The organism is Ancylobacter aquaticus (assembly GCF_004339465.1).
GTDB classification, from domain to species: Bacteria; Pseudomonadota; Alphaproteobacteria; order Rhizobiales; family Xanthobacteraceae; genus Ancylobacter; species Ancylobacter aquaticus.
The window spans coordinates 463,914-489,163 of sequence record NZ_SMFY01000003.1 but is presented as its reverse complement, the minus strand read 5'-3'; the positions used below and the strand labels follow the sequence as shown (position 1 = coordinate 489,163).

Sequence of the window (25,250 nt, the reverse complement as noted above, 5' to 3'; positions counted from 1 at the left end):
CGCTCGCCCAGCACGTTGAAGGCGAACATCATGGAAACGGCAAAGCCCAGCAAGAGAAGCGCGGAGACGAGGGGAATGGGAAGAAAGCCGAGAGCGCTCATGGCGGCACGTCCAGTCAGAGAGGCGCTTGATATAGGCGCGCCAGCCCGCTTTGGGATGAGGCTCATCCATGCGGGCAAGCCATTGATGAATTGCAAAAATGACGGCGCCGCGGCGCTTTTTTCGCCGATTTGCGACGCCCCCCAAAAATTGGCGCGTGGGCCGACCGCACCGTTGGGATCCCGCATGTCGCGACCCGGCCGGCCCGCCCAGCATTGAGCGGGCGGAGCCACGCTCAGGGCGTCGCCAGCTTGAGCTCGCGCAGTTCCTCCGCCGTGAAATAGAACATCTCTTGCGGCGGGGTCTCCATGGCGCTGATCCAGACCCGGGGGTCGACCCCCATGCTGACCAGATGGCGCTGGGCCTCGGCGGAAACGCGCTGGGCCTGCGCCATGCCTTCGGCGCCGTCGAGGCGCGCCATTCCCGGCTGATGCGCGGCGAATACCTGATGCACGCCGATGGCCGCTCCCGGCTGTGCCGTCCGCTTGACGCCGGCCGCGAAAATGAGCGGGCAGGAGGAGGCGCAGAGCGCCTTTGCCTCGACGCGGGTGTCGAGCTTTCGCTCGCGGATCAGCCGCCCCATGGACAACGCATCGGCAACCGAGCCGCCGGGCGAACTCAGCACCACCGCCTTCACATAGCTGCCGCGCTTCTCAAGTTCGGCCTTGAAGCGCTCGGCCGTGCCGGGGGTGATGGTGCCCTTGGCCTCCAGCCGGCCATCGGCCAGCAGGTCGATCGTCATTGCCTGCCGCAGTTCGGAATCGGGCGGACGGTCGGGGCGGTCCTCGCCCGGCGGCGCTATGTCGGGGCGCGCGGAAGGCAGATAGGGCACGGCCGGGGCTTGGGCAGGCGCGGCGGGGTCGGCATTCGGCAGGGAGGCCGGCGCCGGCTCGCGCTCCTGGAAGTCCCACACCACCACCAGCACCGTCAGCACCACGAGGGCGCGGAAAACCAGCGTCAGCAGCGTCTCGTCCGGCCGGTCCCCGAGAGCCCGGCGCCACAGGGGGCGCCTCGGCGCGGGGGAGGATGGGCCCGTGGCGGCGTCCAAAGGCTCAGTCCTTCTTGATCCGGTTGGCGGGCAGGGTCGTGACTGTCGCGGCGGGCGTCACATCCGCCGCCGTCTGCCCCGCCCCGGCCCCGGCCAGCGTCGCCTCGAATGCCTCCACTTCCTCGGCGGTCCGCCGCTCCTCGCCCACCTGCCGGGCCAGCCGCAGCGCGGTGATCAGCTGGGCGGCCGACATCGTCTCCGCCTCCGCAGGCTGCTCCTCGCGCCGGATCGCGGCGTGCACCACGCACAGGATCAGCACCAGCACGGCCGGCAGCAGGTCGATGGAGATGGCGCCGGCCCAGCTCGGCAGAAAATCACCGGCATAGCGCACCACCGCCTCGGCAGTGGAGAGCGGCTGGAAGCGGGCGGGCTCGACGGTGCCGGTGCCGATGATCTTGTCGGCCGCCAGCGAGAGCGCGCTGGCCTGCGCCTGCACCGCCTTCTCGACGCTGCCGACAACGGTGGTCTGGCGCCCCGCGAGGTCCGCCGTGCGGCCATCGGCGGCGGGGGCGATGAAGCCGGTGACGAGATCGTCGGCCGCCCGCCGCACCGCCGGCGCCATGGAAGTTTGCTCCAGCGAGGCGATGGTGCCGATCAGCGCCAGTGCCTCGGCACCGAATGCGTCCGAACGGGCCTTGATGTTGCCCTGTCCGGAGACGAATTCGCGCATGCGGGCGATCTGCGCGCTGCCTTCGGCATAGAACGCCCGCGCGCGCTCCCCGCTGGCCGCGACTTCCCGGGCGAGGTCGTCAAGCTGGCTCGACATCTGGCTCAGCAGTTGAACCACCGTGCCCGAACCGCCGGTGCCGGTGAGGGCGCCCCCGCGTTCCGCATCGGCCAGGCGCGCGAAGCGGGTGGAGGCCAGCTGGATGTCGGGCAGAAGGCTCTGCGCGCCCAGCGCCCGGTTGTGCGCCGTGTCGAGGTCGCGGGTGTAGTTCTGCACCGTCACGGCAAGGTGCTGCTCGATCGCCGCCGACCCCGCCAGCGCGGCAGCGTTCAGCCAGGACGACATGGCGATGATCATCAGCGAGCCGAGCAGCATGGCGGCGGCGAGCCAGACGCGGCTCACGACGTCCCGCACATGAGGCAGGAAGCGCAGCAGGAACGACCAGAAGGCGTAGATCGCGATCGAGACCGCGGTCGAATAGATGATCGCGGCAAACACCGTCGTGACGGGCGAGCCGTCAAGCAGTTCGCGGACGCCGAGATAGGTATAGACACCCGACGCCAGCGCCAGCACGGCAAGCGTGAGGCGCATGGTAACGTCGAGCCCGGACACGCCGTCGCGCAGAGCCGAAGCCATTCAGGGAAACCTTCGTGGAAAACCGTCTTGATGTTGCCGCGCTTTACGCCGGCAATGTGACGCAAGGCGAAGCAGGGTCCCGCCCTGTATCACAGGTCCGTTATGCCTGCCGGCAACACGCCCCCTTTCCACCCCACCCGGGCGGGTGGGAAGCGGAAGGCGGCCCAATCGAACCAAGCCATGCCTATGAACGTTCCAGTTGCGTCACCCGGCATCTCTGGCCGTAGCTATGGCTGCGGGCGACGGTCGGAAAAGCGGCGGGCTGCCGGGAAGGCATAAGTCGGTATGGATGTGACATTTTTCGACGACAAGGAGGAGTTTCCGGGCCTCTGCCCGGTGTGCAAGCAGCACGGCGCCACCGCGCGTCTCCGCGTCGAAGGCGTCCGCTACCTTGGCGCGCCCCTGGAGATGGCCGAGTGCCTCCACTGCCGCACGCTCTACGCCTCCTCGCAAAGCCCTGTCGTCGGCTACGATTTCCCGGGTTTCGAGGAAAATTACTGGCTGAACCATGTCCAGTCCGGCGCCGGCATATCGGCGATGCTGGAGCCCCTGCTGGCTGTCGCGGGCGGGAAAGGCGGCCGGCTTCTGGATATCGGCTGCGGCTTCGGGTTCGTCGGGCATTTCTGGGAAACGTCCGGCTATGGAAGCGCGGTCGGTCTGGAGACGAGCCTTTACGGCAAGATCGGCCGCGAGAAGCTCGGCACCACCATTTACCCTTCCTACTACGCGGCGACGCCGCAGATTGCCGGCGAAAAATTCGACTTCGTCTACTCCAGCGAGGTGATCGAGCACGTTCCCGATCCCGCCGCTTTCATCGCCGAGATTTCACAGGCACTGAGCGACGAGGGCATCCTGATCCTGACGACGCCCTGCGCGGACGCCGTGGTCCCGGGCGCGTCCCCTCCGGAAGTGATCGCCATCCTGTCCCCCGGGTTGCACTATTTCGTCACCCGCGAAGAGGCCTTGCGCGCCCTGCTGCACGATCAAGGCTTCGCCCATGTTCATATCGCGAACAGCGGCACGCGCCTTTTTGCGTGGGCATCCCATGTTCCCCTGCCCGAGATTTCGTCCGGCTTCACCCATTGGGAAGCCTATTACGATTATCTCGACAAACTCAGCCGCAACGCCGACCCCCATGTCGCGGGCGGCGCGCTGTATCGCCTGGTCAAGGACGCCGTGAACCGGGGTCAGCTTGACCGCGCCTCGGCCGCGCTGGACCGATGGGTGCCGCTCGCGCGCTCCACCTATGGCATCGACTTTCTCGCGCCCCGGGCCATCGAGCAGCGTTTCCTGGCCGCAACCGGGCCTGCCAACGACGCATTTCCGTCCTGGCTGGGATGCGGCCTGTTGTTCTACGCGCACACAGCCTCGCAACTGGGTGGACATCCGCGCCTGCTTGCCGATGTCGTGCGTTCCGCCATCGTGATCATGCAAAGCGAGATCGCGAAATTCGCGCAGTTCGCCCGGGAGCCGACGCATTTCCTTCCCCTCGCCAAGCAGCTTCTGGACGAGCTCGACCACGCGGAACTCCCGCGTCCGGCATCGGATGTGAGGCCGCAATTCGTGCGGGCCCCAACCGCCAGCCTGCGCGGCCGGACCGTCGCCCTGCTCTGCGGCTACGCACCCGATGGCCTGCCCAGTCCGGCACTGCTGGCGCTCTGCAAGGCGATCGCGCGCAAGGGTGTCGAGACGCATGTCTGTCTGGCGGTGCAGGCGCCGGTCGCTCAGCTCGCCGTCGCCGGGCTGGAGGACGCACGGACGATCGCGTTCCGCATGAACGACAGCTATGATTTCGGGATATGGGCGGCGCAACTTGGCGTGCTTCCGGACGTATGGAACGCCGAGCGGATCATTTTTGCCAATGACAGCGTGATTCTGGTCAATGATGCCGCCTTTGACGACCTCATGGACGCGATGAGCCGCGATCCTTCCGAGTTTATTGCCCTGACCGACAGCATAACGCCCGTTCCTCATGCCCAGAGCTACTTTTTCCAGCTGCGTGGAGAAGCGCTGAACGATTGGCGAACCCGCAGTTTCTGGGCAGGCCTTCCCTCCGCCCTGGACAAGCAGGAAGTGATCGACACCTGTGAGCTTGTGCTCACAGACCTGATCGGCAAGAACGTCAATCTTCGTCGGAATGTTATTTTCAGTCTGGAGAAAACATTCCCGAATTCCGCGAATGACGATTTGCCAACGGGCAATATCCCCCATTTTTTCTGGGAACGACTTCTGCTGAAAGGCATGCCCTTCATCAAGGCGGAACTGCTCCATAGCAACCCGATGAATGTGCGGATCGACCATTGGCGACACGTCGTGCGGGGTGTCGGCGGCAACGTCAAACTCGCGACCAGGCACCTGAAGGAACTGGACCGGACACGCGGTGTCCCCTCTCTCCCGGCGCCGCCGCGGCGCCGACCCGTGAAGGACATGCGCAACTTCCTGCTGGGCCTTCTTCTGGGAACAGCGCGGCTGGAGCGAATGCGCGAGTGGAATCGAGGCCGGCGGGCGCGACGCCGGCAACGACGCCTGGCCGAAAAGGATTAAAGCCGCTTGAGGCTGGAGACGGCCTTCGCCCGCGCGGCCGGTATCGCGCGTCCGTTTCCGGCACATGCGACATGCCGCCTCTCACGTCACGCCCCATCTTCACCCCGAACCGTCAGCCCGATAACATCCGCCGCCATGCGCGCCCTGCTCGATCTCCTCGATTTTCACCTTCAGCCCAGCATGATTTTCGCCCTTATCGGCGTCATCATCCTGATAACGGTGGCCATCATCGCCTTCTGGGGCTTTGACGAATGAGCACGTTCTGCTCGGCCCAGGCCGAGCGACACGGCAAAACCATCGGGAAACGCCCATCGGCGGGACGCGACAGGATGAAAGACGCTTACCTCGACCGTCGATAAGGCCCGGGGATGATGCCGCCCGGCGTGTCGGGCGAGTGGAAGGAGATAGCTCTGCGGTACATCGATTTCAGTTCGTGGCACGGCCTGCTCGTGACGCTGCTCGGCCTGGCTCTTTTCGCCCTGGTCGGCGTCGGCATTCGTCTTCTGGTGATGCTCACCTTCCAGCAGCGGCGCGAGCGGATGAACCGCCAGATCAACGAGCGGCTTCGCACGCTGATTGCCGCCTACAAGGTCCTGGGCGGGTCTTTCACCGGCGACCTCACGGTCGATCCCCGGCATCTGCGGGATGTTCGCAAACAGCCCGCGCCCGAGGGTAGTGAGGGCACCGACGACGTGCCGGCGACCGCCGTCGACGAAGGGTCGGCAATCGCCTCCGGCGAAGGGTCTGATCGCCGGCGGCGCATCCGCGATGCCGTCGAAGCGGCCCTTTCCGACATCATCCTGCTCGGCACCGAGGAACATGTCCGGCTGGCAGAGCGGGCGGCGCGCGAGTTGATAGCGGGTCGACCCGTCCACCTTCACGATCTGGTCGTCGCGCTGCGCAATTTCATCCGCGAGGCGCTGGACCTTGCCCCCATCCCTGCGGACCTCGCCATTCCCAACCAGGGGCCCACACGCCCCGGATCGCCCGGCGGGCGCGGCAACGCCGAGCGGGGGGCGAATACGCGGGGCGGTGGCGGTGGCGGGGCCGGCATGGCAATGGGTGGCGGCGCGGGGATGGGGCTGGGCGTCGGCGGCGCGTCATCCGACGACGCATCGCCTCGAAGCACCGAGACCAGGTGATCGACGGCCGGGCATGATGCTGCCACTTGGCCCTGCGCCTTGGGCCCCGACCCGCCGCAGCCGGCACGGGAGTACGCTTCGACGCGATACGGCCAGCGGCGGAATATGTGCGCCGAATGCCTGCGGCCGAATGCTTGTGGAAACGCTGCGCGACGGCGTGTACTCGTGAAGAGTGTGCTCGCCGAAGGCCGACCGCACCACACCTGATGGGAGCCGGCCTGCATGCCGTTCAGCGACGAAAACCATCCCTTGTGGGAAGTGAAGAGCCTGAAGCGCGCCCTTCACGCGGCGGGCGTCGCCTTGTGGGCGTGGACGCTTGAAACCGATGCCTTTGCGATGGACGAGCAGGCTTTCATCCTGTGGGGCCTGCCGCCGACAGACAAGGTGACATTCGAGGACCTGTCCTCGCGCATTCACCCGGCGGACCGGGACAGGGTCCGCGCGGCCTTCACGGCGACCCGCGCTTTGGTCGGCGCCTACGAGATCGACTTCCGCATCCTGCTCGATCAGGAGATCCGATGGATTTCCGCGCGTGGCCTCGGCAATGATGAGGGGGTGCATCGCGGCCAGATGTCGGGCGTGTTCCTTGATGTGACGGGGCGCAAGCAGGCGGAAGAGGGCCACGAGCTGCTCGCCGGCGAGATGAGCCACCGGGTGAAGAACCTTCTGGCCATCGCCGCCGGTCTCACCAGCCTCACTTCCCGCTCGGCCACCTCGGTCGAGGAGATGGCACGCGAACTCATCCAGCGCCTGACGGCGCTCGGCCGGGCGCACGACCTTGTCCGGCCTCTGGACGCGAGCCAGGGAAAGGCCGCCCTTCTGGGCGACCTGATCGCCGTCCTGCTGGCGCCCTATGATGATTCAGGAGCGTTCAGCGGGCGTGTCCGTGTTGCCGTGCCGCGCATGGGCATCGGCGAACAGTCCGCCACAACCCTTGCCCTCGCCATACACGAACTGGCGACCAACTCGCTCAAATACGGCGCCCTGTCGGTGGCATCGGGGATGCTGGATATCTCGGGCAGTTCCACCGACGACGAGGTCTGCATGGTGTGGACCGAACGCGGCGGGCCTGCCGTGGAGTCCAAGGGAAGGGAAGGCTACGGGACACGGCTGCTGAAGCGCAGCGTGGCCGGCCAGCTCGGCGGTTCCATCGAGACCGACTGGTCGGACGACGGAATCATCGTGACCCTGAAGATGAACGCCCACAATCTGGCGACCTGACGGGCCGGGCGCACGGCGGGCGGCATCGCACGCTGGTCAGCGAGCCCGCTAGCCGCGCTGGTCCGCGTTCCGCTCGTCGGCGAACATGACCATGAACCCGCCGATGATGCCGACGACAAAGGCGGCGGCGCCGATTCCGGTAAACGCCGGGTGCAGGCCGTGCTCCAGCCACGTCACGGCCAGCAGGCCCGCAACCGAGACGGTGACGCCGATACCGCTGAATATCGTTCGGGGCTTCATCCATTCCTCCGGGCCAGCACGGTGCGCGCGCTACCTTGGCCGCCCGCCCGCTTCCCCGCAACCCTTCCCCGGCCACGCGGCGCCCAGTCGTGGGCAGATCGCGGGGTGAGCGCCGAAGCGCTCAAAACTTGATCAACAAATTCAACGAATAAGTGAGAGGCCTGGTGGAGCCGAGCGGGATCGAACCGCTGACCTCTGCAGTGCGATTGCAGCGCTCTCCCATCTGAGCTACGGCCCCAAGCCTCAGGCTGCGCCTTGTACGTTCGCCGCCCCCGCGCTGTCAAGGCGGCTCGTCACGGTTGCCGCACAGTGCTGTGAATCAGGGTTGCCGCAATGCAGCGGCAGCATTAAGCATCGTGGCGGACGGCGCTTTGGCGACCGATCCGGTCCGGTCGAAAAACCGGATCGGCGGGCGGTCTCCAACGCGACGAGAGAGTCCGCGCCGCGCTCCCGCCCCTGCTTCGAGGCTGCCGATGTATTCGCTTCTCTGGCTGTTCGACACGCTGATCACGCTCTATGTCTGGATTCTCATCGCCTCGGCCATCCTGTCCTGGCTGGTGGTGTTCAACGTGGTCAACGCGCAAAATCCCATCGTGCGCAGTGTCGGCGAATTCCTCTGGCGCGTGACGGAGCCGGTGCTGGCGCCGCTGCGGCGCGTGCTGCCCAATCTCGGCGGCATCGACATCTCGCCGGTGATCCTGATCGTCTTGCTCTATTTCATCCGCAATCTGGTGTTCGAGCTCGTCGCCGGCGCGTGAGCGACGCGCCGGGCAGCGCCCTGCCCTGGACGCTCGCCGCCGATGGCGTTGTCGTGACGGTGCGCGCCACCCCGCGTGGCGGGCGCGACGCCATTGACGGCATCGTCGCGCTCGGCGACGGGCGCTCCGCCCTGAAGGCCCGCGTCAGCGTCGCCGCCGAGGATGGCAAGGCCAATGCGGCGTTGGCGAAGCTGCTGGCCAAAGCCGCCGGCATCGCCCCCTCGCGTGTGGAACTGCTGTCGGGCGCCACGGGCCGCACCAAGAGCTTCCGCCTCAGCGGCGACCCGCAGGACATTGCCGCCCGGCTGGCGGGTTTCGAGGACAGTGACGCACACGGCTAAGAGCGCCAGAAGCGGGGTGCCGGCAGGTGCCCGCCCTGGCGTCAGGCATCCGCCCGTCAGGCGTTCCAGCCGAAGGCCAGCTTTTCCAGCGCGCGGCCACCGAAGGTTTCGGTGGAACGGGCGACGCCGAGCCCGCCCATGGCGCGGTAGAAACCCAGAGCCGGCTCATTGGCGGCCAGCGCCCACACCGCCAGCCCGTCAAAGCCAGCACTCGCCAGTTCCTTGCGGGCATCGCCGAACAGGCGGCGGCCGAAGCCCAGCCCCTGATATTCCGGCCGGAGGTAAAGCTCGTAGATTTCGCCCTCGAAGGGCAGGCCGCGTGCGCGGTTTCGCCCGACATTGGCATAGCCGGCCACCGCGTCGCCGAAGGTCAACACGATGACGCGCGAGCCGCGCTTGAGCGCGGTCTGCCACCACAGGGGGCCGCGCCGCAGGATCATTTTTTCCAGCTCGGCGCCGGGAATAAGGCCGCGATAGGCAAACCGCCATGCCGAATCATGGATATCGGCAATGTCGCCTGCATCGGCCGGCCGAGCCCGGCGTGTCTCGACGAGAAGCGTGCTCATGGCCCGATGGGAGCAAATGCGCTCGGCGGGATCAAGGGCTTTCCGCACCGATGCCAGCATCGTTCCACCGGGGCGTGGCGCCGACGCCACGTTCGCACCCGCGCAACCCGGCGCTCGCGCGGGCCGTCGCCGACCTGCGCGCGTCACATCGCCGCCGCGCCGAAAGGCGCGTGCGGCGGCATTATCGAAAGGGAGACGGCCACCGCGCAGGCGCGGTGGCGGCAGAACTCCGGGACGTCAGACGCCCTCGGACTCCTTGCGGCGCTCTTCGCGCTTGCGCTCGTTCGGGTCGAGCCAGCGCTTGCGGATGCGGATCGACTTCGGCGTCACCTCGACCAGCTCGTCGTCCTGAATCCAGGCCAGCGAACGCTCCAGCGTCATGCGGATCGGCGGGGTGAGGCGCACCGCCTCGTCCTTCGAGGTGGTGCGGATGTTGGTGAGCTTCTTGCCCTTGAGAACGTTCACTTCGAGGTCGTTCTCGCGGTTGTGCTCGCCCACGATCATGCCCTGATAGACCTTCCAGCCGGGCTCGATCATCATCGGGCCGCGATCTTCGAGGTTCCACAGCGCATAGGCCACCGCCTCGCCGGCCTCGTTGGAGATCAGCACGCCGTTGCGGCGGCCGGGAATCTCGCCGCGATGCGGCTGATAGGCGTGGAACAGCCGGTTCATGATGGCGGTGCCGCGCGTGTCGGTCATCAGCTCGCCCTGATAGCCGATAAGGCCACGGGTCGGTGCATAGAACACGAGGCGCTGGCGGCTGCCGCCCGAGGGCTTCATCTCCACCATTTCGGCCCGGCGCTCGGACATCTTCTGCACGACGACGCCGGAATATTCCTCGTCGACGTCGATCAGCACTTCCTCGACCGGCTCAAGGATCTCGCCGGTCGTCTCGTCCTTGGAGAACACCACGCGCGGACGCGACACGGCGATCTCGAAGCCCTCGCGGCGCATGGTCTCGATCAGCACGGAAAGCTGGAGTTCGCCGCGGCCGGAAACGAAGAACGAATCCTTGTCGGAGGATTCCTCGATCTTCAGCGCCACATTGCCTTCCGCCTCGCGCAGCAGGCGGTCGCGGATGACGCGGCTGGTCACCTTGTCGCCCTCGGTGCCGGCGAGCGGCGAATCGTTGACGATGAAGGACATGGTAACGGTCGGCGGGTCGATCGGCTGCGCCTTCAGCGGCTCGGTCACTTCGAGCGCGCAGAAGGTGTCGGCCACCGTTCCCTTGGAAAGGCCGGCAATGGCGATGATGTCGCCCTGCACGCCCTCTTCGATCGGCTGGCGCTCGATGCCGCGGAAGGCAAGAATCTTGGAGACGCGACCCTGCTCGACCAGCGAGCCGTCCTGCGCCAGAACCTTGATCGACTGGTTCGGCTTGATCGAGCCGGAGGTGATGCGCCCGGTGATCATGCGACCGAGGAAGGGGTTGGCTTCCAGCAGCGTGCCGATCATGCTGAACGGGCCATCATCGACGGTCGGCTCGGGCACATGCTTGAGCACGAGGTCGAACAGCGGCGCCATGCCCTGGTCCTGCGGGCCTTCGGCGCTCGCGGCCATCCAGCCATTGCGGCCGGAACCGTAGAGGATGGGGAAGTCGAGCTGGTCGTCATTGGCGTCCAGCGCCGCGAACAGGTCGAAAACCTCGTTGATGACTTCCTGCGAGCGCGCGTCCTGGCGGTCGACCTTGTTGATCGCCACGATGGGGCGCAGGCCTACCTTGAGCGCTTTGCCGACCACGAACTTGGTCTGCGGCATCGGGCCTTCGGCGGCGTCGACCAGCACGATGGCGCCGTCGACCATGTTGAGGATGCGCTCGACCTCGCCGCCGAAATCGGCATGGCCGGGGGTGTCGACGATGTTGATCCGGGTATCCTTCCAGACCACCGAGGTGGCCTTGGCGAGGATGGTGATGCCGCGCTCCTTTTCGAGATCGTTCGAATCCATCACACGCTCGGCGACGCGCTGGTTCTCACGATAGGAGCCGGACTGCTTCAGCAGTTCGTCCACCAGCGTGGTCTTGCCGTGGTCGACGTGGGCGATGATGGCGATGTTGCGCAGCTTCATATGAAAACACCAAAAAGCGGGCCCGAACGGTTCCGGACCCGCATGAATTTTGCGGCGCACTATACTCAGAACGCCCGCGAGATCAACGCCGGAAGGCACGAACAGCCCGCGAAGGCGCGAAAAAGCGCCGCCAAAACGCCCCGGCGGACGCTCCGCGAGAGCGCCTAGTGGTCCCGGCGCAGTTCCCACAGGCGGCGGATCTGCGCCGGTTTGAGGATCGCTCCCTCCGAGGTGCGCAGCCACGCTACCTCGCGATTGGCCGGCGACTGGGTCATGGCAAAGGCGACGGCATCGTCCACCGAGCCGAACTCATAGGCCTGCGGCCACGGGTCGGGGGCGTCGACCGCGTGGGAAGGCGGCCAGTATTGCAGCCGGACGGGCTCGTGATCGGGGGTCATGAACCTTCTCCTCGGCGCGCCAGGGATCGACAGGACGCCGCGCCCGCGCGCGCTGAAAGACAAGTCGCGACGTTTTTGGCAACGCGCTGGCGAATGGCAGGTTCCCTTGCGCCTGCGCCCGTCACCGCCCTCGGCGACGACTCCCCTTACCGGATGAAACGGCGCGAGGCCGCGCCCGCCCTTGAAGCGCCCCGCCGCATCGCCCACTTTGTAAGGGTCGCGACGCCTGGAGGGGTCGCGATGCGAGGAGTGGGTGATGGATCAGACTGACGGCAAGCAACGCAATCCCGAATATACCGAGAGCGAAATCGACGAAAGCGTCGAGGAAAGCTTCCCCGCCAGCGACCCACCGGCCTTCAGCGGCATCACCGGCGACGAGGTGAAGCCCTCCGACGCCGCCCCGGAGCCCACCGAGAAAGACGTCGACGAGGCGCTGGAAGAAACCTTCCCCGCCAGCGACCCGCCGGCCTTCGGCGGCATCACCGGCGACGTCGAACCCTCCGATGGCGGCGTGCCGGGCGGAACCAAGGTCATCCCGCCCGCCTAGCCCCGGCGCCTCGCCTGCCCTCACCGGGCAGGACTCTCCGGCCTCACACCGGCCGCGAGGGCGCGCTGCGCTTGGCCCATGGCCCGAAGCGTGCGTCCGGCTGGGCGGCGCGCAGCATCATCATCTCGCCGACATTCTCCGGCGAGAGCAGGCCGACCAGCCGCCCGGCCCCATCCACCACTCCCACGACAGGCGCGCCCTTCTGGGTAAGCAGCGCGAGCGCGCGGTCGAGCGGGGTGCGGGTGCCCACGGTGGGCACGTCCGCCTGCATCGCCTCCAGCACCGAGCCGCCCGGCCCCTGCGCCTGCAGCGCGCGGATCATCGCGTCGCGGGTGAGCACGCCGCGCAGGTGCTCGGCGCCGTCGACGATGGGGAATTCCTTCTGCGTGGTGCGGATCAGCGCTTCCGCCGCGTCGCCCACGCTCGCGGTCGGGCCCAGCGTCTCGAACTGGGTGATCATCGCGTCCTCCACCAGCAGCCCCTGCGCCACCTGCTTCATCTGCACCTGCCCCGCCTCGCCGGAGGCGGCGAGGAAGACGAAGACGGCGATGATGATGAGCATCGGGTTGCCGAAAATGCCGAGCACGCCGAGGCCGATGGCAAGGCCCTGGCCGATGGAGGCCGCCATCTGCGTCGCCTGCGCGTGGCTCATCTTCATCGCCAGCAGCGCCCGCAGCACCCGCCCGCCATCCATGGGAAAGGCGGGAATGAGGTTGAACACCACGAGGAAGATGTTCGCCGCCGCGAGCTTCGCCAGCAGGCTCACCTGCGGGTTCTCGATGGCCTCGATATGCTCCATCCCGACATTACCGCCGAGAAACACCAGCAGCACCGCCGCGATCGCCACATTCACCGCCGGCCCGGCCAGCGCCACCACCAGCTCCTCCGACGGCTTTTCCGGGATGCGCTCCAGCCGGGCGATGCCGCCGAACGGCCACAGCGTGACCTCCGGCGTCTTCACCCCGTAGCGCCGCGCCGCGAAGATGTGACCGAACTCGTGCAGCAGCACGCACAGGAACAGCAGCGCCACGAACGCCACCCCTTCCCACGCCGCCCCCGCACCGCCGCGCTGGTAATAGGCGACCCAGATCCAGACGAGGAACAACAGGAAAGTGACGTGGATACGCACCGCGGTGCCGTAGACATATCCGACGGTAAGCGACCAGGGCATGGGGTTCTCCTTGAGGTGCGTTCGCTACCATAGCGCCACCGCCGCCGCATGACAGCGCAAGAGCACGCCGGGCGGGGAATCGTCGGCACCTCCGGCAAGGAACCACCGCCGTGCCTCCGGGTTCTCCCCTCGAACCCGAGGAGACATTTCACATGGACGACAACACCACGGCCCAGGCCGTCGACCGCGTGTGGGACATGATGGCGGACATGCGGATCTGCATGCTCGTCACCCGCGAGGGCGAAACCCTGCGCGCCCGCCCGATGGACGCCCACCCCTCCCGCGAGGAAGGCTGCATCTGGTTTCTTTCCGACCGTCGTGGCCACAAGGACGACGAGCTTCAGCGCGACCCGCAGGCCGCTCTCACCTTCGCCAAGCCCGGCGACAATAATTACCTCTCCGTGTCCGGCCAGGCGGAGGTCTCGAACGATCGCGCCAAGATCGACGAACTGTGGAGCGATATGAACAAGGCGTTCTGGCCGGAAGGCAAGACCGATCCGAACATCTGCGTCCTGCGCTTCATGCCCGAACAGGCGGAATACTGGGACGGCCCGTCGTCCTCCATCGGCGTGCTGTTCAAGATGATGACCGCCCGCCTTTCCGGCACGCCGACCGATCTCGGCGACAACCGCAAGGTCCCGCTGGACTGAGCGGCTCTCCGGGCTCAGGCCGCCCGCGCCTGCTCCCGCGCCGCTTTCATGTCGCGTACCGGGCTGGCACCGAACAGCCTTCCATATTCGCGGGTGAACTGCGGCACGCTCTCATAGCCGACGGCAAAGGCGGCGCTGCTGGCGGAAGCGCCCTGCGCCGACATCAGACGCCGCGCCTCTATCAGCCGCAGCTGCTTCTGGAACTGCAGCGGCGAGAGCGACGTCACGCTGCGAAAATGCTGGTGGAAGGTGGAGGGGCTCATGCCCGCCGCCGCCGCCAACCGGCTCACCGGCAGCGGCTTGGCGAAATTGTCGCGCAGCAAGGCCACCGCCCGGGCGATGCGCTGGGCGTGGCCGTCCGGCCAGCCGAGCCGGCGAATGGCCGCGCCATGCTGCCCCGCCAGCAGCCAGTAATGCATCTCGCGGATCAGCGGGGCCTGCAGCACTGGCAGCGCGGCCGGACGATCGAGCAATTCGAGCAGCCGCAACGCCGCCGCCGCCACCTCGCCGTCGGTGCGGTCGACGCGCACCGGCGCGGCATCGCCCGCCAGCGCCGGCCCCATTTCCAGCACCAGTTCGGCAATGACCGCGAGATCCAGCTCGAGCACCAGCGAGACATAGGGCGCGACGTGGCTGGCTTTGGTGATCTGGCTCACGATCGGCACATCCGCCGTGATGAGCAGCGACTCTCCGGCGTGAAGCTGAAAATCCCGTGCGCCCATCGTCACCTGCTTGGCCCCCTGCACCACCAGGCAGACCAGCGGCCGCGCAATGGCGTGGGTGATGCCCGAGGGCGCCGGCACCCGAAAGAACATGACGCCGGGGATCGGCGTTGCCGCGATCCCGTTGGCATCGGCGTGCAGCCGGCCATGCCGGTCCATGATGTCGAGCAGCGTTGTCATGCCGCCATCCTACCCCAACGCCGGGCAAGCGGAAGCGCCTTCGGAGATTCAGGCAAGAACTCGCGGCTATCCGGCAACCCCGGGCGGGCGGGCCGCGCCATATTTGGCTCACCCCAATGACAGGAGACGGACCCATGACCATCACCCTCATCACCGGCGGCAGCCGTGGCCTTGGCCGCAACACCGCGCTCAGCGTTGCCCGTCGCGGCGGCGATGTCGTGCTGACCTATAACAGCCGAGCCGAGGACGCGCAGGCCGTCGTCGCCGAAATCGAGGCGCTGGGCCGCAAGGCCGTGGCGCTCCAGCTCGACACCGGCAAGGTCTCGGGCTTCCCCGCCTTCACGGAAAAACTGCGCGCGACGCTTTCCGACGTGTGGGGCCGCGACACGGTCGATCATCTCGTCAACAATGCCGGCCATGGCGATTATGCCTCGATTGCCGAGACCACCGAGGCGCAGTTCGACCGGCTGGTCGACGTGCATCTGAAGGGCGTGTTCTTCCTCACCCAGGCGCTACTGCCGTTGATCGCCGATGGCGGGCGCATCGTCAATTTCTCCTCGGGCCTCACCCGCTTCGCCTATCCCGGATATGCCGCCTATTCCGCGATGAAGGGCGCGGTGGAAGTGCTCACCCGCTACTTGGCGAAGGAACTCGGCCCGCGCGGCATCGCCGTCAACACGGTGGCGCCCGGCGCCATCGAGACCGATTTCGGCGGCGGCGCGGTGCGCGACAATCCCGAGATCAACAAGCACATCGCCGGCATCACCGCGCTCGGCCGCGTCGGCGTGGCGGACGATATCGGCCCGATGGTGGCCAGCCTGCTCTCGCCCGATAATCGCTGGGTCACGGCCCAACGCATCGAGGTGTCGGGCGGCCAGGCGATCTGAGGGCAGAGACTACGGCTCAGCGGACATGAGGGGCAGTATCGAACAGGCGCCTAAGCTGCTCCGCGCCATCCCACGCGTCGGGCCGTTCGGTCTCCCTTCCGCGCCAGAGCCGTTCGCGGCACCATGAAGCTCGATAGCTCCTCAGGGATCCCAGTATCGTTTCTTCAGCATCCGCTGACGCCAGCGGTTCGTCGTCGTAACCGGGCTCCCAGAGGCAGCAGGGGCAAATGGCCATGCCTGCTAGACCATGACTCTCATCGTAAGCGGGCCCGTATGAATACCCCGGGTAGCCGCACGCCGGGCATACCCAGCGCCCCAGCGCATCGCTGATGTTGAACTGGAGAGCAGAGATCATTACCCGGAATCCAGAACAGCGCTCATCCTAAGATCATGCCCGGATGACCTCCGGGCATGACAACGTTCGATGAACTCAGCCCCCGACCTTGCGGTCGCGGCTGCCCAGCGTGCGCAGGCGCAGGGCGTTCAGCTTGATGAAGCCGGCGGCGTCGCGGTGGTCATAGGCCACCGCGCCCTCCTCGAAGGTGACGAGGTCCTGGTTGTAGAGCGAATAGGGCGAGGTGCGCCCGACCACGTCGACATTGCCCTTGTAGAGCTTGATCCGCACCTCGCCGGTAACGAATTCCTGGCTCTTGTCGATCAGCGCCTGCAGCATCTCGCGCTCGGGCGAGAACCAGAAGCCGTTATAGATCAGCTCCGCATAGCGGGGCATGATGTCGTCCTTCAGATGCGCCGCGCCACGGTCGAGCGTAATGCTCTCGATGCCGCGATGCGCCTGCAGGAGGATGGTGCCGCCGGGGGTCTCGTAGACGCCGCGCGATTTCATGCCAACGAAGCGGTTCTCGACAAGGTCGAGCCGGCCGATGCCGTTCTCCTTGCCGAGCGCGTTGAGGCGCGTCAGCAGGCTGGCCGGCGACAGCGTCTCGCCGTCGATGGAGACCGCGTCGCCCTGCTCGAACCCCACCGTGATGTAGGTCGCCTTATCAGGCGCATCTTCCGGGGAAATGGTGCGCTGATAGACGAATTCCGGCGCTTCGACCGAGGGGTCTTCCAGCACCTTGCCCTCGGAGGACGAGTGCAGCAGGTTGGCGTCGACGGAGAACGGCGCCTCGCCGCGCTTGTCCTTGGAAATCTGGATCTGGTGGGATTCGGCGAAGGCGATGAGCTGCTCGCGCGAGCGCAGGTCCCATTCGCGCCAGGGCGCGATGATCTTGATCTCGGGTTCGAGCGCGTAATAGCTCAGCTCGAAGCGGACCTGGTCATTGCCCTTGCCGGTGGCGCCATGGGACACCGCATCGGCACCCACCTTGCGGGCAATCTCGATCTGCTTCTTGGCGATCAGCGGGCGGGCGATCGACGTGCCGAGCAGGTAGAGCCCCTCATAGAGCGCATTCGCCCGGAACATCGGGAACACGTACTGCGAAACGAATTCCTCGCGCACGTCCTCGATGAAGATGTGCTCGGGCTTGATGCCGAGCAGTTCCGCCTTCTTGCGCGCCGGCTCCAGCTCCTCGCCCTGGCCGAGATCGGCGGTGAAGGTCACCACCTCGCAGCCATAGGTGGTCTGCAGCCATTTGAGGATCACCGAGGTGTCGAGACCGCCCGAATAGGCGAGCACCACCTTCTTCACATCGTTCGCCATGTCACGTTCCGGAGTGTCACAAACCGCAGGAAAAGCCGCCGCCAAGGGCGCGCGGACTATAGGCATGGCGCGCGCGGGTGCAAGTTTTCGTGTGCACGAAAAAGCGCCGGCCGGTTCAGACCGCCGGGGTAGAGGGCGGCGGCACCCGCTGGGCGGGCGGCAGCGCCGCCGGCACCCGCTCGGCCCGAAGCGGCTTCCAGAAACCGGCATTCCACCCGGCGACCAGCCAGTAGGCGAGCCCGCCGGCAAACCCGGCGGCCACCACGTAGAGGTCCCCGTCGAAGGGCACCGGCACCTGCGCATAAGGAGCGAACACCGACGCGGCGAGCCAGGCCGATACCGCGCCGTTGCCCACATGGAACATCCAGGAGCGCACCGCGAAGGCTTCGGCGAACAGGATGCCGATGAGCGCCACCGCCCACATCGCCAGCACCACCATCATCAGCAGATAGCTCGCCGCCGCCAGCGCGTCGTAGAGCGCGATGGCCTCGACATCGACATTGCCGGCGAGCAGCTCGCCGATCCGCCAATAGCCGAACAGGATCACCAGGAAAGAGGCGATGAAGCCACAGATCATGCCCACCGGAACCAGGATGAACCGCAGCAGCAGGCGCAGCAGATTGTCCATGCGCCCCGCCTAGTCCGCCGCCGCCATGGCGCGCAACGCCAGCCGCTCGCGGGCGGAGAGCTTTTCCGTCTCGCTCTTCAGCTGGCCGCAGGCGGCGAGAATGTCGCGCCCGCGCGGCGTGCGCACCGGGCTGGAATAGCCGGCGCGAAAAACGATGTCGGAGAACTGCTCGATCGTCTCCCAGTCCGAGCACTCGTATTTGGTGCCCGGCCACGGGTTGAAGGGAATCAGGTTGATCTTGGCCGGAATGCCCGCCAGCAGCTTCACCAGCGCTTTGGCGTCGGCGGGGGAATCGTTCACGCCCTTCAGCATCACGTACTCGAAGGTGATGCGCTTGGCGTTGGAGGCCGGGGGGTAGGTGCGGCACGCCTCCAGCAGCGCCTTCAGCGGGTATTTCTTGTTGATCGGCACCAGCTCGTCGCGCAATTCGTCGCGCACCGCGTGCAGCGAGATGGCGAGCATCGGCCCGACCTCGCGCCCGAGCTTCTCGATCTCCGGCACCACGCCTGACGTGGAGACGGTGATGCGCCGCTTGCCGATGCCGAGTCCCTCGCCATCGGCCAGCACCTCGATGGATTTCGCCACCGAGTCATAAGCGTAGAGCGGCTCGCCCATGCCCATGAACACGATGTTGGTCACCAGCCGGTCGCCCTCGGTGGGCAGGCCCGGGCCGACGGCACGGTCGCGGCCGGGATAATCGCCAAGGCGATCGCGCGCCACCATCACCTGCAGCACGATCTCGGCCGCCGTGAGGTTGCGCACCAGCCGCTGGGTGCCGGTGTGGCAGAACGAGCAGTTGAGCGTGCAGCCGACCTGTGAGGAGACGCACAGCGTGCCGCGGTCGCTCTCGGGGATGTAGACCATCTCGACATCGTGCGGCTTGTCGCCCGCGATGTCGGGCGGCAGGCGCAGCAGCCATTTGCGGGTGCCGTCATTGGACACCTGCTCGACCACCACCTCGGGACGGTCCAGCGTGAAGGCGGCACCGAGCTTCTCGCGCAGCCCCTTGCCGACATTGGTCATCTCGTCGAAGGAGAGCGCACCGCGCAGGTAGATCCAGTGCCAGAGCTGGGCGACCCGCATGCGCTGCTCGCGCTCGGAGACGCCGATCTGGGCGAGCGCGTCGGCAAGCCCGGCACGGTCCAGCCCCGCCAGCGAGCGACGCGTCTGCGTGCGCGGCGTCTCGGCGCGGGCGATCTCTACGGGAGCACGCGCCCCGGCGGCGGCGGCCGCAGTGGTGTCGATCAGGTTCATGTTGCTATCGATGATGTCCGTTTGCGCGCCTCATAGCACAGAGCGGCGGGCGAGGCGAATTGTGGGGCCCGACCCTCATTCACGGGAACGTGAACGTGACGAGATCCATTCGATCTGATCATTGGACGCCTCCCGTTCGATGGAGGTTTCCCATGCCGCCCTATTTGATCCTGTCTTTCGCCATCGCGGCCGAAGTTGTTGCTACGAGCGCAATGAAAGCCTCGCAGGGTTTTACCAGGCTCGGGCCGTCGGTGCTTGTCGTATTTGGCTACGGCTGCGCGTTCTACTTCCTGTCCCTGGTGCTGGACCGCATCCCTGTCGGCATCGCCTACGCAGTGTGGGCCGGCGGTGGGATCGTGCTGATCACTCTCGTGGCATGGGTGGTTTACGGTCAGCGGCCTGACCTCGCGGGCTTTGCCGGGATGGGCCTGATCGTGTCGGGCGTCCTTGTGCTCAACCTGCTGTCAAAAACGAGCGCTCACTAAGCGCGGCGTCACCCCTTCACTTCAGCGGCACCCAGATGTCGATGACGAGGTCGTCCTGCGGCGTGGTGCGCGGGTCGGCGCGGTATTCCTCGACATAAACGTCCTGCGCCTCAAGGTCCTTGGCGTCGAGCAAATTGGCGATCTGCTCATAGGTCGGGTCCATCGCGTCATAGGGGCCGCGATGGGTGAAGCGCAGCGCCCTGCCGGCCGGCGAGGCGGAAAACGCCATGCCGCCCTGCGGCTTCTCGGCTGTCGCCCCCTCGAACGGCACCGCCGCCTCGAAATCAAAGCCCATGTCGTCGGTCGAGGTGTAGATGATGAAGGAGGCGCCGTTGGGCTTCAGCTTCAGCCGCGCCATCTCGGCGTCGATCTCCTTCAGCGTCGCGACGATGGTTGTGAAGGCGTCGTCCCACGTCGCGCGCGCCTTCTTCATCAGCACCGGCACCGGCTGCATCACCGCCGGGTCGCCAAAGCCGTCCGGCCGGGTCAGGGGATCGGGCGCGGGGGCGACGTTCTGCGTTTCCACCGCGCGCGGGTCCACCATGGGCGGGGCGATCATGTCGTCCTCGTCGAGCGGCGCGGCCTCGGGCGCCGTCACGCCGGGGGCGATCTCGGGCTCGGCAGCGGGAGGCGCGGCCGCTGGCGGGGTCTGCGCGGCCACGGGAGCGGCCAACAGAGCGGCGACGCTCACCATCAGGGCGAGCAGCAGCGCGGTCCGCCGCAGCAGGGCGCGTTCGGGAGCAAGGCGTAGAGTCATGAAATCACCGGAAAGCCGCGCGGGCGTTGCGGGCGTTATAGCATCGCGCCGCGCCAGGTGCAGGCGCCCATCGGGGCAGATCGCGTGATCGTGGCCGGACGCGACCTTGTTTGCCGCGCTAGGCCGGGAAGACCCGTTCGAACCGCTCGCAGGCGATTTCAAGGTCGCCGTCGACCACGTGGCCGCTGCCGGCCAGCACGCGCCGATAATAGGCGAGGTGCGCCTCCCGCCACCAGGCAAGCGTGCCGTCGCCCTCCCCCTCCAGGCGCGCAAATTCCTCGTCCACCTCGGAAAACCGCCGTATCTCCACAGAAATGGTGCGGATGACGGCCCTCGCCTCGCCGGCCCAGTCGGTGACAAGGAAAAACTCCCCCGGCTGCGGAAGGGCGGCGCGAGCCAGTCGAACCTCGGCAAGCGACGTGGCGGTGGCGCGCTTGACGCCGGCGAGCACCAGCGCGAGGCAGAGATTGGCGTCTTCCGCATTGTCGCAGAAATGGAAAGCAGCGGGCGCCTCCATGGGCGCATCCGCATTCACCGCGCGATAACGCGCCCAGAGCTGTCCCAGGGAAGGTTGCATGCGGGCAGGGTAGCGAAGGCTTTTCCCGCGTTCAACGAACCACCGGCCAATCAGGCTGGTCATCGCGAAGCGCTTCGCCATATAAGGACGGCACCCATTTTGAAGCTTTGGGCCCATGGCTGCACTGGAAAATCGACCTTTCGTGAAGATGAACGGCCTCGGCAACGAGATCGTCGTGCTGGATTTGCGTGACGCGCCGCTCGCCGTGCCGCCGGAAGAGGCGCGCGCCCTCGCCCGCCCGGACGTGCTGCCCTTCGACCAGATCATGGCGCTGTACCCCCCGCAAAGCGAAGGCACGCGCGCCTTTGTCCGCATCATCAACAATGACGGCTCGGAATCCGGCGCCTGCGGCAACGGCACGCGCTGCATCGCGCTTTACGAGGCCGGCCGCACCGGCACCGACCACATGGTGTTCGAAAGCGTCGCCGGCCCGCTTGCCTGCTCCATCGCGCCCGAAGGCATCACCGTGGACATGGGCGTGCCGCGCTTCGGCTGGCACGACATTCCCCTCGCCGGCCCTGTCATGGACACACGCGCCATCGAATTGCAGGCCGGCCCGGCGGAATCCCCCGTGCTGCGCGCGCCGGCCGTGGTCAATGTCGGCAACCCGCACGCCATCTTCTGGGTCGAGGATGTGGAGGCCATCGACCTCGCCCGCCTCGGTCCGGAGCTGGAACACCACCCGATTTTCCCGGAGCGGGCCAACATCTCGCTCGCGCGGGTCGTCTCCCCGGAGCACATCGTGCTGAAGGTTTGGGAACGCGGCGTCGGCCTCACCCGCGCCTGCGGCTCGGCCGCCTGCGCCACGGCGGTCGCGGCCGCGCGCCTCGGCCTCACCGGGCGGCGCGTCACCGTCACCCTGCCGGGCGGCGATCTCGTCATCGACTGGCGCGAGAGCGACGATCACATATTGATGACCGGCCCGGCGGAGTTCGAGTTCGACGGCCGGCTCACCGCCACCATGCTCGGCGGAGCCGAGCTCCCGGCGACGAGACCCGGCGGAGCCGAGCTCCCGGGGACTAGACCCGGCGGAGCCGAGCTCCCGGCGACGAGACCCGGCGGAGCCGAACTCCCCTCCGGCGCCGCGTGACCATGGCGCTCGCCTCCCCTGCCCTCGCCGCCCGCGAGGGCGCTTCCCCCGTCGAGGTCGTCACCTTCGGCTGCCGGCTGAACGCGCTCGATTCCGCCACGGCGAAGGCCATGGCCGGCGCGGCCGGGCTTGAGAACGTGGTGATCGTCAACACCTGCGCCGTCACCGCCGAGGCGGTGAAGCAGGCCCGCCAGACCATTCGCCGGCTCAAGCGCGAATCCCCCTCGCGCCGCATCCTCGTCACCGGCTGCGCGGCGCAGACCGACCCCGCCCGCTTCGCCGGCATGGAAGAGGTCGACCGCGTGCTCGGCAATGCCGAGAAGACCGCGCCCGAAAGCTGGCAGGCGGCCCGCGCCGCGCTCGATTTCGGTGTCGGTGACGCAGCGAAGATCGTGGTTGGCGACATCATGGCGGTGCGCGAGACCGCGCCGCATCTGCTGGACGGCCCGGCCGACACCATCGAGGGGCACACCCGCGCCTTCGTGCAGGTGCAGGAGGGCTGCGACCACCGCTGCACCTTCTGCGTCATCCCCTTCGGACGGGGAAATTCCCGCTCGGTGCCGATGGGCCCCGTCGTGGCCCGGGTGCGGGCGCTGGTGGAGGACGGCGCGCGCGAAATCGTGCTGACGGGCGTCGACCTCACCTCCTATGGCGCCGATCTTCCCGGCACGCCGCGCCTCGGCACGCTGGTTCGCACCCTGCTGCGCCATGTGCCGGAACTGCCCCGGTTGCGACTTTCCTCCATCGACTCGGTGGAAGTAGACGCCGAACTGATGCGCGCGCTGGCGGAGGAGGAGCGGCTGATGCCGCATCTGCACCTCTCGCTGCAGGCCGGCGACGATCTCATCCTCAAGCGCATGAAGCGCCGTCATCTGCGCGCCGACGCCATCCGCTTCTGCCGCGACATCCGGCGGGCGCGGCCGGATATGGTGTTCGGCGCCGATCTCATCGCTGGCTTTCCCACCGAGACCGAAGGCCAGTTCCGCGCCTCGCTCGACCTTGTTGACGCCTGCGGGCTCACGCATCTGCACGTCTTCCCGTTCTCTCCCCGGCCTGGCACCCCGGCCGCCCGCATGCCGCAGGTGCCGCCCGCACTGGCCCGCGAGCGGGCGCGGCGCCTGCGCGAAAAGGGCACGCACGCCCTGCTGTGCCACCTCGCCGGCGAGGTTGGCGCGCGGCGCGAGGTTCTGACGGAGCGTGGCGGCATGGCCCGCACGAGGAGTTTCACCCCGGTGCGCCTTTCCACCCCGCTGGCGCCCGGCACGCTCACCCAACTCCGCATCGCCGGCCATGACGGCGTTCGGCTGATCGCGGCATGAACGACATGAACGACGACACCACCGCCCGCCCCGGCTTCTGGAAACGCCTGACGCAGGGACTCACGCGCACCGCCACCGGCCTGTCCACCGGCATCACCGACCTGTTCACCAAGCGCAAGCTCGACGCCGACACGCTGGAAGACCTGGAAGACGTACTGATCCGCGCCGACCTCGGCGTGGACACGGCGGCCCGCATCGCGCTCGCGGTCGGCAAGGGACGGTACGAAAAGACCATCGAGCCGGACGAGGTGCGCGCGCTGGTCGCCGCCGAGATCGAGGCCGTGCTGAAGCCCGTCGCTATGCCGCTGGAATTCGCCAGCGACACCAAGCCGTTCATCCTGCTGATGGTCGGCGTCAACGGCTCCGGCAAGACCACCACCATCGGCAAGCTCGCCGCCACGCTGAAGGCGCAGGGCAAGAAGGTCGTGCTCGCCGCCGGCGACACGTTCCGCGCGGCGGCGATCGAGCAGCTCAAGGTGTGGGCAGACCGAACCGGCGCCACCGTCGTCTCCCGTGCCCCGGGAGCCGACGCCGCCGGCGTCGCCTTCGACGGACTGCAACAGGCGCGGGTAGAGGGCGCCGACGTGCTCATCATCGACACCGCCGGGCGGCTGCAGAACCGGGTCGAGCTGATGGCGGAACTGGAAAAGATCGTTCGCGTCATCAAGAAACAGGACGCCACCGCCCCACACGCCGTCGTGCTCACACTCGACGCCACCGTCGGGCAGAACGCGCTCCAGCAGGTGGAGGCGTTCAAGCGGGTGGCGGGCGTCACCGGCCTCGTCATGACCAAGCTGGACGGCACGGCGCGCGGCGGCATCCTGGTCGCCCTCGCCGCCAGGCACGGCCTTCCCATCCATCTCATCGGCGTCGGCGAGGGTATCGACGACCTGCAACCCTTCGCGGCGCGCGATTTCGCCCGCGCCATCGTCGGACTGGAGGACTGACCATGACCAATTCACCGTCCGAAGTGCCCGCCGCCACGCCTCTGCGCACCATGCACCCGCTGCTGAAATTCGCGCTGGAGCTGGGGCCGTTGGTGGTGTTTTTCATCGCCAACGGGCGTGGCGGCATCTATCTCGCCACCGGCGCCTTCATGGTCGCCACCTTCGCCGCGCTGGCGGTGATGTGGATCATCGCGCGAAAGATCGCGGTGATGCCGCTCGTATCGGCCGGCGTCGTGCTGGTGTTCGGCACGCTGACGCTGGTGCTGCAGGACGACCATTTCATCAAGATGAAGCCGACGCTGGTCAATGCGCTGTTCGGCATGGCGCTGCTCGGCGGCCTATGGCTGCGCAAGCCTTTGCTGCCCTATGTGCTGGGCGATGTGTTCATGCTGACGGACAAGGGCTGGCGCGAGCTCACCGTTCGCTGGGGCGTGTTCTTCCTCGTCATGGCGGTGCTGAACGAAATCGTCTGGCGCAATGTCTCGACCGACACCTGGGTGGCGTTCAAGACCTTCGGCTACCTCCCGCTGACGCTGGTCTTCGCCATGGCGCAGGTGCCGCTGATGACCCGCCACGCGCCGCCCGAGACCAAGAGCGAGACGAAGCCCTGAAGCGGGCGGCGGGCGAAAGGGGCGGCGGGTCCTCGACC

At 67.3% G+C, this 25,250-nt stretch carries 26 protein-coding genes and 1 tRNA gene; 13 read left to right on the top strand and 14 right to left on the bottom strand.

Going from position 1 to position 25,250, the window contains the following annotated elements; translation table 11 throughout:
- Positions 1 to 334: 334 nt before the first annotated feature.
- Together EV667_RS23090 and EV667_RS18240 are read right to left on the bottom strand one after the other, a co-directional pair.
- The gene (locus tag EV667_RS23090; protein WP_131836755.1) at positions 335 to 1,147 is read right to left on the bottom strand and encodes a COG3904 family protein; all 813 of its coding nucleotides are present in this window, start codon (positions 1,145 to 1,147) and stop codon (positions 335 to 337) included.
- Between the two features lie 4 nt (positions 1,148 to 1,151).
- Positions 1,152 to 2,450, bottom strand: coding sequence for a hypothetical protein (locus EV667_RS18240; protein WP_131836754.1), 1,299 nt, complete (start codon positions 2,448 to 2,450; stop codon positions 1,152 to 1,154).
- A 285-nt stretch (positions 2,451 to 2,735) separates the two neighbouring features.
- Here EV667_RS18240 and EV667_RS18235 point away from each other — a divergent pair, with 285 nt between their 5' ends.
- The 3 genes from EV667_RS18235 to EV667_RS18225 all read left to right on the top strand — a co-directional run bounded on the left by EV667_RS18235 (position 2,736) and on the right by EV667_RS18225 (position 7,357).
- Positions 2,736 to 4,994: a methyltransferase domain-containing protein gene (locus tag EV667_RS18235; RefSeq protein ID WP_131836753.1), complete on the top strand. Its 2,259-nt coding sequence runs from the start codon at positions 2,736 to 2,738 to the stop codon at positions 4,992 to 4,994.
- 368 nt (positions 4,995 to 5,362) lie between these two features.
- Positions 5,363 to 6,136 carry a hypothetical protein gene (locus EV667_RS18230; RefSeq protein ID WP_245516245.1) on the top strand — a complete coding sequence of 258 codons (774 nt, stop codon included), beginning with the start codon at positions 5,363 to 5,365 and terminating at the stop codon, positions 6,134 to 6,136.
- A 222-nt stretch (positions 6,137 to 6,358) separates the two neighbouring features.
- A complete protein-coding gene (locus EV667_RS18225; protein WP_131836752.1) occupies positions 6,359 to 7,357 on the top strand; it encodes a sensor histidine kinase in 999 nt (332 codons plus the stop codon).
- Positions 7,358 to 7,405: 48 nt separating this feature from the next.
- Here the strand turns inward: EV667_RS18225 and EV667_RS18220 are convergent, their stop codons facing one another.
- Both EV667_RS18220 and EV667_RS18215 read right to left on the bottom strand, forming a co-directional pair.
- Positions 7,406 to 7,597: a hypothetical protein gene (locus tag EV667_RS18220; RefSeq protein ID WP_131836751.1), complete on the bottom strand. Its 192-nt coding sequence runs from the start codon at positions 7,595 to 7,597 to the stop codon at positions 7,406 to 7,408.
- 162 nt (positions 7,598 to 7,759) lie between these two features.
- Positions 7,760 to 7,835 (bottom strand) — tRNA-Ala (locus EV667_RS18215).
- A 235-nt stretch (positions 7,836 to 8,070) separates the two neighbouring features.
- Between EV667_RS18215 and EV667_RS18210 the strand changes: the two genes are divergently transcribed.
- Together EV667_RS18210 and EV667_RS18205 are read left to right on the top strand one after the other, a co-directional pair.
- A complete protein-coding gene (locus EV667_RS18210) occupies positions 8,071 to 8,355 on the top strand; it encodes a YggT family protein (protein WP_131836750.1) in 285 nt (94 codons plus the stop codon).
- On the top strand, positions 8,352 to 8,696 hold the full coding sequence (locus tag EV667_RS18205) for a DUF167 family protein (protein ID WP_131836749.1): 345 nt from the start codon (positions 8,352 to 8,354) through the stop codon (positions 8,694 to 8,696). Before EV667_RS18210 ends, EV667_RS18205 begins: the two co-directional genes overlap by 4 nt.
- 56 nt (positions 8,697 to 8,752) lie before the next feature.
- On the opposite strand, the gene EV667_RS18200 is transcribed toward EV667_RS18205, so the two are convergent.
- The 3 genes from EV667_RS18200 to EV667_RS18190 all read right to left on the bottom strand — a co-directional run bounded on the left by EV667_RS18200 (position 8,753) and on the right by EV667_RS18190 (position 11,727).
- Positions 8,753 to 9,262 carry a GNAT family N-acetyltransferase gene (locus EV667_RS18200; protein ID WP_165901645.1) on the bottom strand — a complete coding sequence of 170 codons (510 nt, stop codon included), beginning with the start codon at positions 9,260 to 9,262 and terminating at the stop codon, positions 8,753 to 8,755.
- 237 nt (positions 9,263 to 9,499) lie between these two features.
- The gene (gene typA, locus EV667_RS18195) at positions 9,500 to 11,329 is read right to left on the bottom strand and encodes a translational GTPase TypA (protein ID WP_131836747.1); all 1,830 of its coding nucleotides are present in this window, start codon (positions 11,327 to 11,329) and stop codon (positions 9,500 to 9,502) included.
- Between the two features lie 164 nt (positions 11,330 to 11,493).
- Positions 11,494 to 11,727 (bottom strand): hypothetical protein, encoded by a 234-nt coding sequence (locus tag EV667_RS18190; protein WP_131836746.1) that lies wholly within the window; start codon positions 11,725 to 11,727, stop codon positions 11,494 to 11,496.
- A gap of 256 nt (positions 11,728 to 11,983) precedes the next feature.
- On the opposite strand from EV667_RS18190, the gene EV667_RS18185 reads away from it, so the two are divergent.
- A complete protein-coding gene (locus tag EV667_RS18185; RefSeq protein WP_131836745.1) occupies positions 11,984 to 12,274 on the top strand; it encodes a hypothetical protein in 291 nt (96 codons plus the stop codon).
- Positions 12,275 to 12,317: 43 nt separating this feature from the next.
- On the opposite strand, the gene EV667_RS18180 is transcribed toward EV667_RS18185, so the two are convergent.
- Positions 12,318 to 13,445, bottom strand: coding sequence for a site-2 protease family protein (locus EV667_RS18180; protein WP_131836744.1), 1,128 nt, complete (start codon positions 13,443 to 13,445; stop codon positions 12,318 to 12,320).
- A gap of 152 nt (positions 13,446 to 13,597) precedes the next feature.
- Between EV667_RS18180 and EV667_RS18175 the strand changes: the two genes are divergently transcribed.
- Entirely contained in the window at positions 13,598 to 14,095 is a 498-nt protein-coding gene (locus tag EV667_RS18175; RefSeq protein WP_131836743.1) for a pyridoxamine 5'-phosphate oxidase family protein, read from the top strand.
- A 14-nt stretch (positions 14,096 to 14,109) separates the two neighbouring features.
- Here EV667_RS18175 and EV667_RS18170 read toward each other — a convergent pair whose 3' ends face one another.
- Positions 14,110 to 14,997, bottom strand: a complete 888-nt coding sequence (locus tag EV667_RS18170; RefSeq protein ID WP_131836742.1) for an AraC family transcriptional regulator — start codon at positions 14,995 to 14,997, stop codon at positions 14,110 to 14,112.
- A 134-nt stretch (positions 14,998 to 15,131) separates the two neighbouring features.
- On the opposite strand from EV667_RS18170, the gene EV667_RS18165 reads away from it, so the two are divergent.
- Positions 15,132 to 15,884 carry an SDR family NAD(P)-dependent oxidoreductase gene (locus tag EV667_RS18165; protein ID WP_131836741.1) on the top strand — a complete coding sequence of 251 codons (753 nt, stop codon included), beginning with the start codon at positions 15,132 to 15,134 and terminating at the stop codon, positions 15,882 to 15,884.
- A 430-nt stretch (positions 15,885 to 16,314) separates the two neighbouring features.
- Here the strand turns inward: EV667_RS18165 and EV667_RS18160 are convergent, their stop codons facing one another.
- The 3 genes from EV667_RS18160 to rlmN form a co-directional block, all read right to left on the bottom strand.
- Positions 16,315 to 17,544 carry an argininosuccinate synthase gene (locus EV667_RS18160; RefSeq protein ID WP_131836740.1) on the bottom strand — a complete coding sequence of 410 codons (1,230 nt, stop codon included), beginning with the start codon at positions 17,542 to 17,544 and terminating at the stop codon, positions 16,315 to 16,317.
- Positions 17,545 to 17,659: 115 nt separating this feature from the next.
- Complete coding sequence (locus EV667_RS18155; RefSeq protein WP_245516244.1) at positions 17,660 to 18,172, bottom strand: hypothetical protein; 513 nt, start codon at positions 18,170 to 18,172, stop codon at positions 17,660 to 17,662.
- A gap of 9 nt (positions 18,173 to 18,181) precedes the next feature.
- Positions 18,182 to 19,426 carry a dual-specificity RNA methyltransferase RlmN gene (rlmN, locus tag EV667_RS18150; protein WP_131836739.1) on the bottom strand — a complete coding sequence of 415 codons (1,245 nt, stop codon included), beginning with the start codon at positions 19,424 to 19,426 and terminating at the stop codon, positions 18,182 to 18,184.
- Positions 19,427 to 19,578: 152 nt separating this feature from the next.
- On the opposite strand from rlmN, the gene EV667_RS18145 reads away from it, so the two are divergent.
- Positions 19,579 to 19,911, top strand: a complete 333-nt coding sequence (locus EV667_RS18145) for a DMT family transporter (RefSeq protein WP_131836738.1) — start codon at positions 19,579 to 19,581, stop codon at positions 19,909 to 19,911.
- Between the two features lie 16 nt (positions 19,912 to 19,927).
- Here the strand turns inward: EV667_RS18145 and EV667_RS18140 are convergent, their stop codons facing one another.
- A complete protein-coding gene (locus tag EV667_RS18140) occupies positions 19,928 to 20,668 on the bottom strand; it encodes a GyrI-like domain-containing protein (RefSeq protein ID WP_131836737.1) in 741 nt (246 codons plus the stop codon).
- A gap of 118 nt (positions 20,669 to 20,786) precedes the next feature.
- Positions 20,787 to 21,326, bottom strand: coding sequence for an ASCH domain-containing protein (locus EV667_RS18135; protein WP_165901644.1), 540 nt, complete (start codon positions 21,324 to 21,326; stop codon positions 20,787 to 20,789).
- 34 nt (positions 21,327 to 21,360) lie between these two features.
- Here EV667_RS18135 and dapF point away from each other — a divergent pair, with 34 nt between their 5' ends.
- From dapF to EV667_RS18115, 4 genes are read left to right on the top strand one after another with little or no spacing between them, the layout of a single operon-like run.
- Positions 21,361 to 22,335, top strand: a complete 975-nt coding sequence (dapF, locus tag EV667_RS18130) for a diaminopimelate epimerase (RefSeq protein ID WP_245516243.1) — start codon at positions 21,361 to 21,363, stop codon at positions 22,333 to 22,335.
- A gap of 2 nt (positions 22,336 to 22,337) precedes the next feature.
- Positions 22,338 to 23,654 (top strand): tRNA (N(6)-L-threonylcarbamoyladenosine(37)-C(2))-methylthiotransferase MtaB, encoded by a 1,317-nt coding sequence (gene mtaB, locus EV667_RS18125; protein WP_131836735.1) that lies wholly within the window; start codon positions 22,338 to 22,340, stop codon positions 23,652 to 23,654.
- The gene (gene ftsY / locus EV667_RS18120; RefSeq protein ID WP_131836734.1) at positions 23,651 to 24,601 is read left to right on the top strand and encodes a signal recognition particle-docking protein FtsY; all 951 of its coding nucleotides are present in this window, start codon (positions 23,651 to 23,653) and stop codon (positions 24,599 to 24,601) included. Before mtaB ends, ftsY begins: the two co-directional genes overlap by 4 nt.
- A gap of 2 nt (positions 24,602 to 24,603) precedes the next feature.
- Positions 24,604 to 25,212: a septation protein A gene (locus EV667_RS18115; RefSeq protein ID WP_131836733.1), complete on the top strand. Its 609-nt coding sequence runs from the start codon at positions 24,604 to 24,606 to the stop codon at positions 25,210 to 25,212.
- The last annotated feature ends 38 nt before the right edge of the window (positions 25,213 to 25,250 follow it).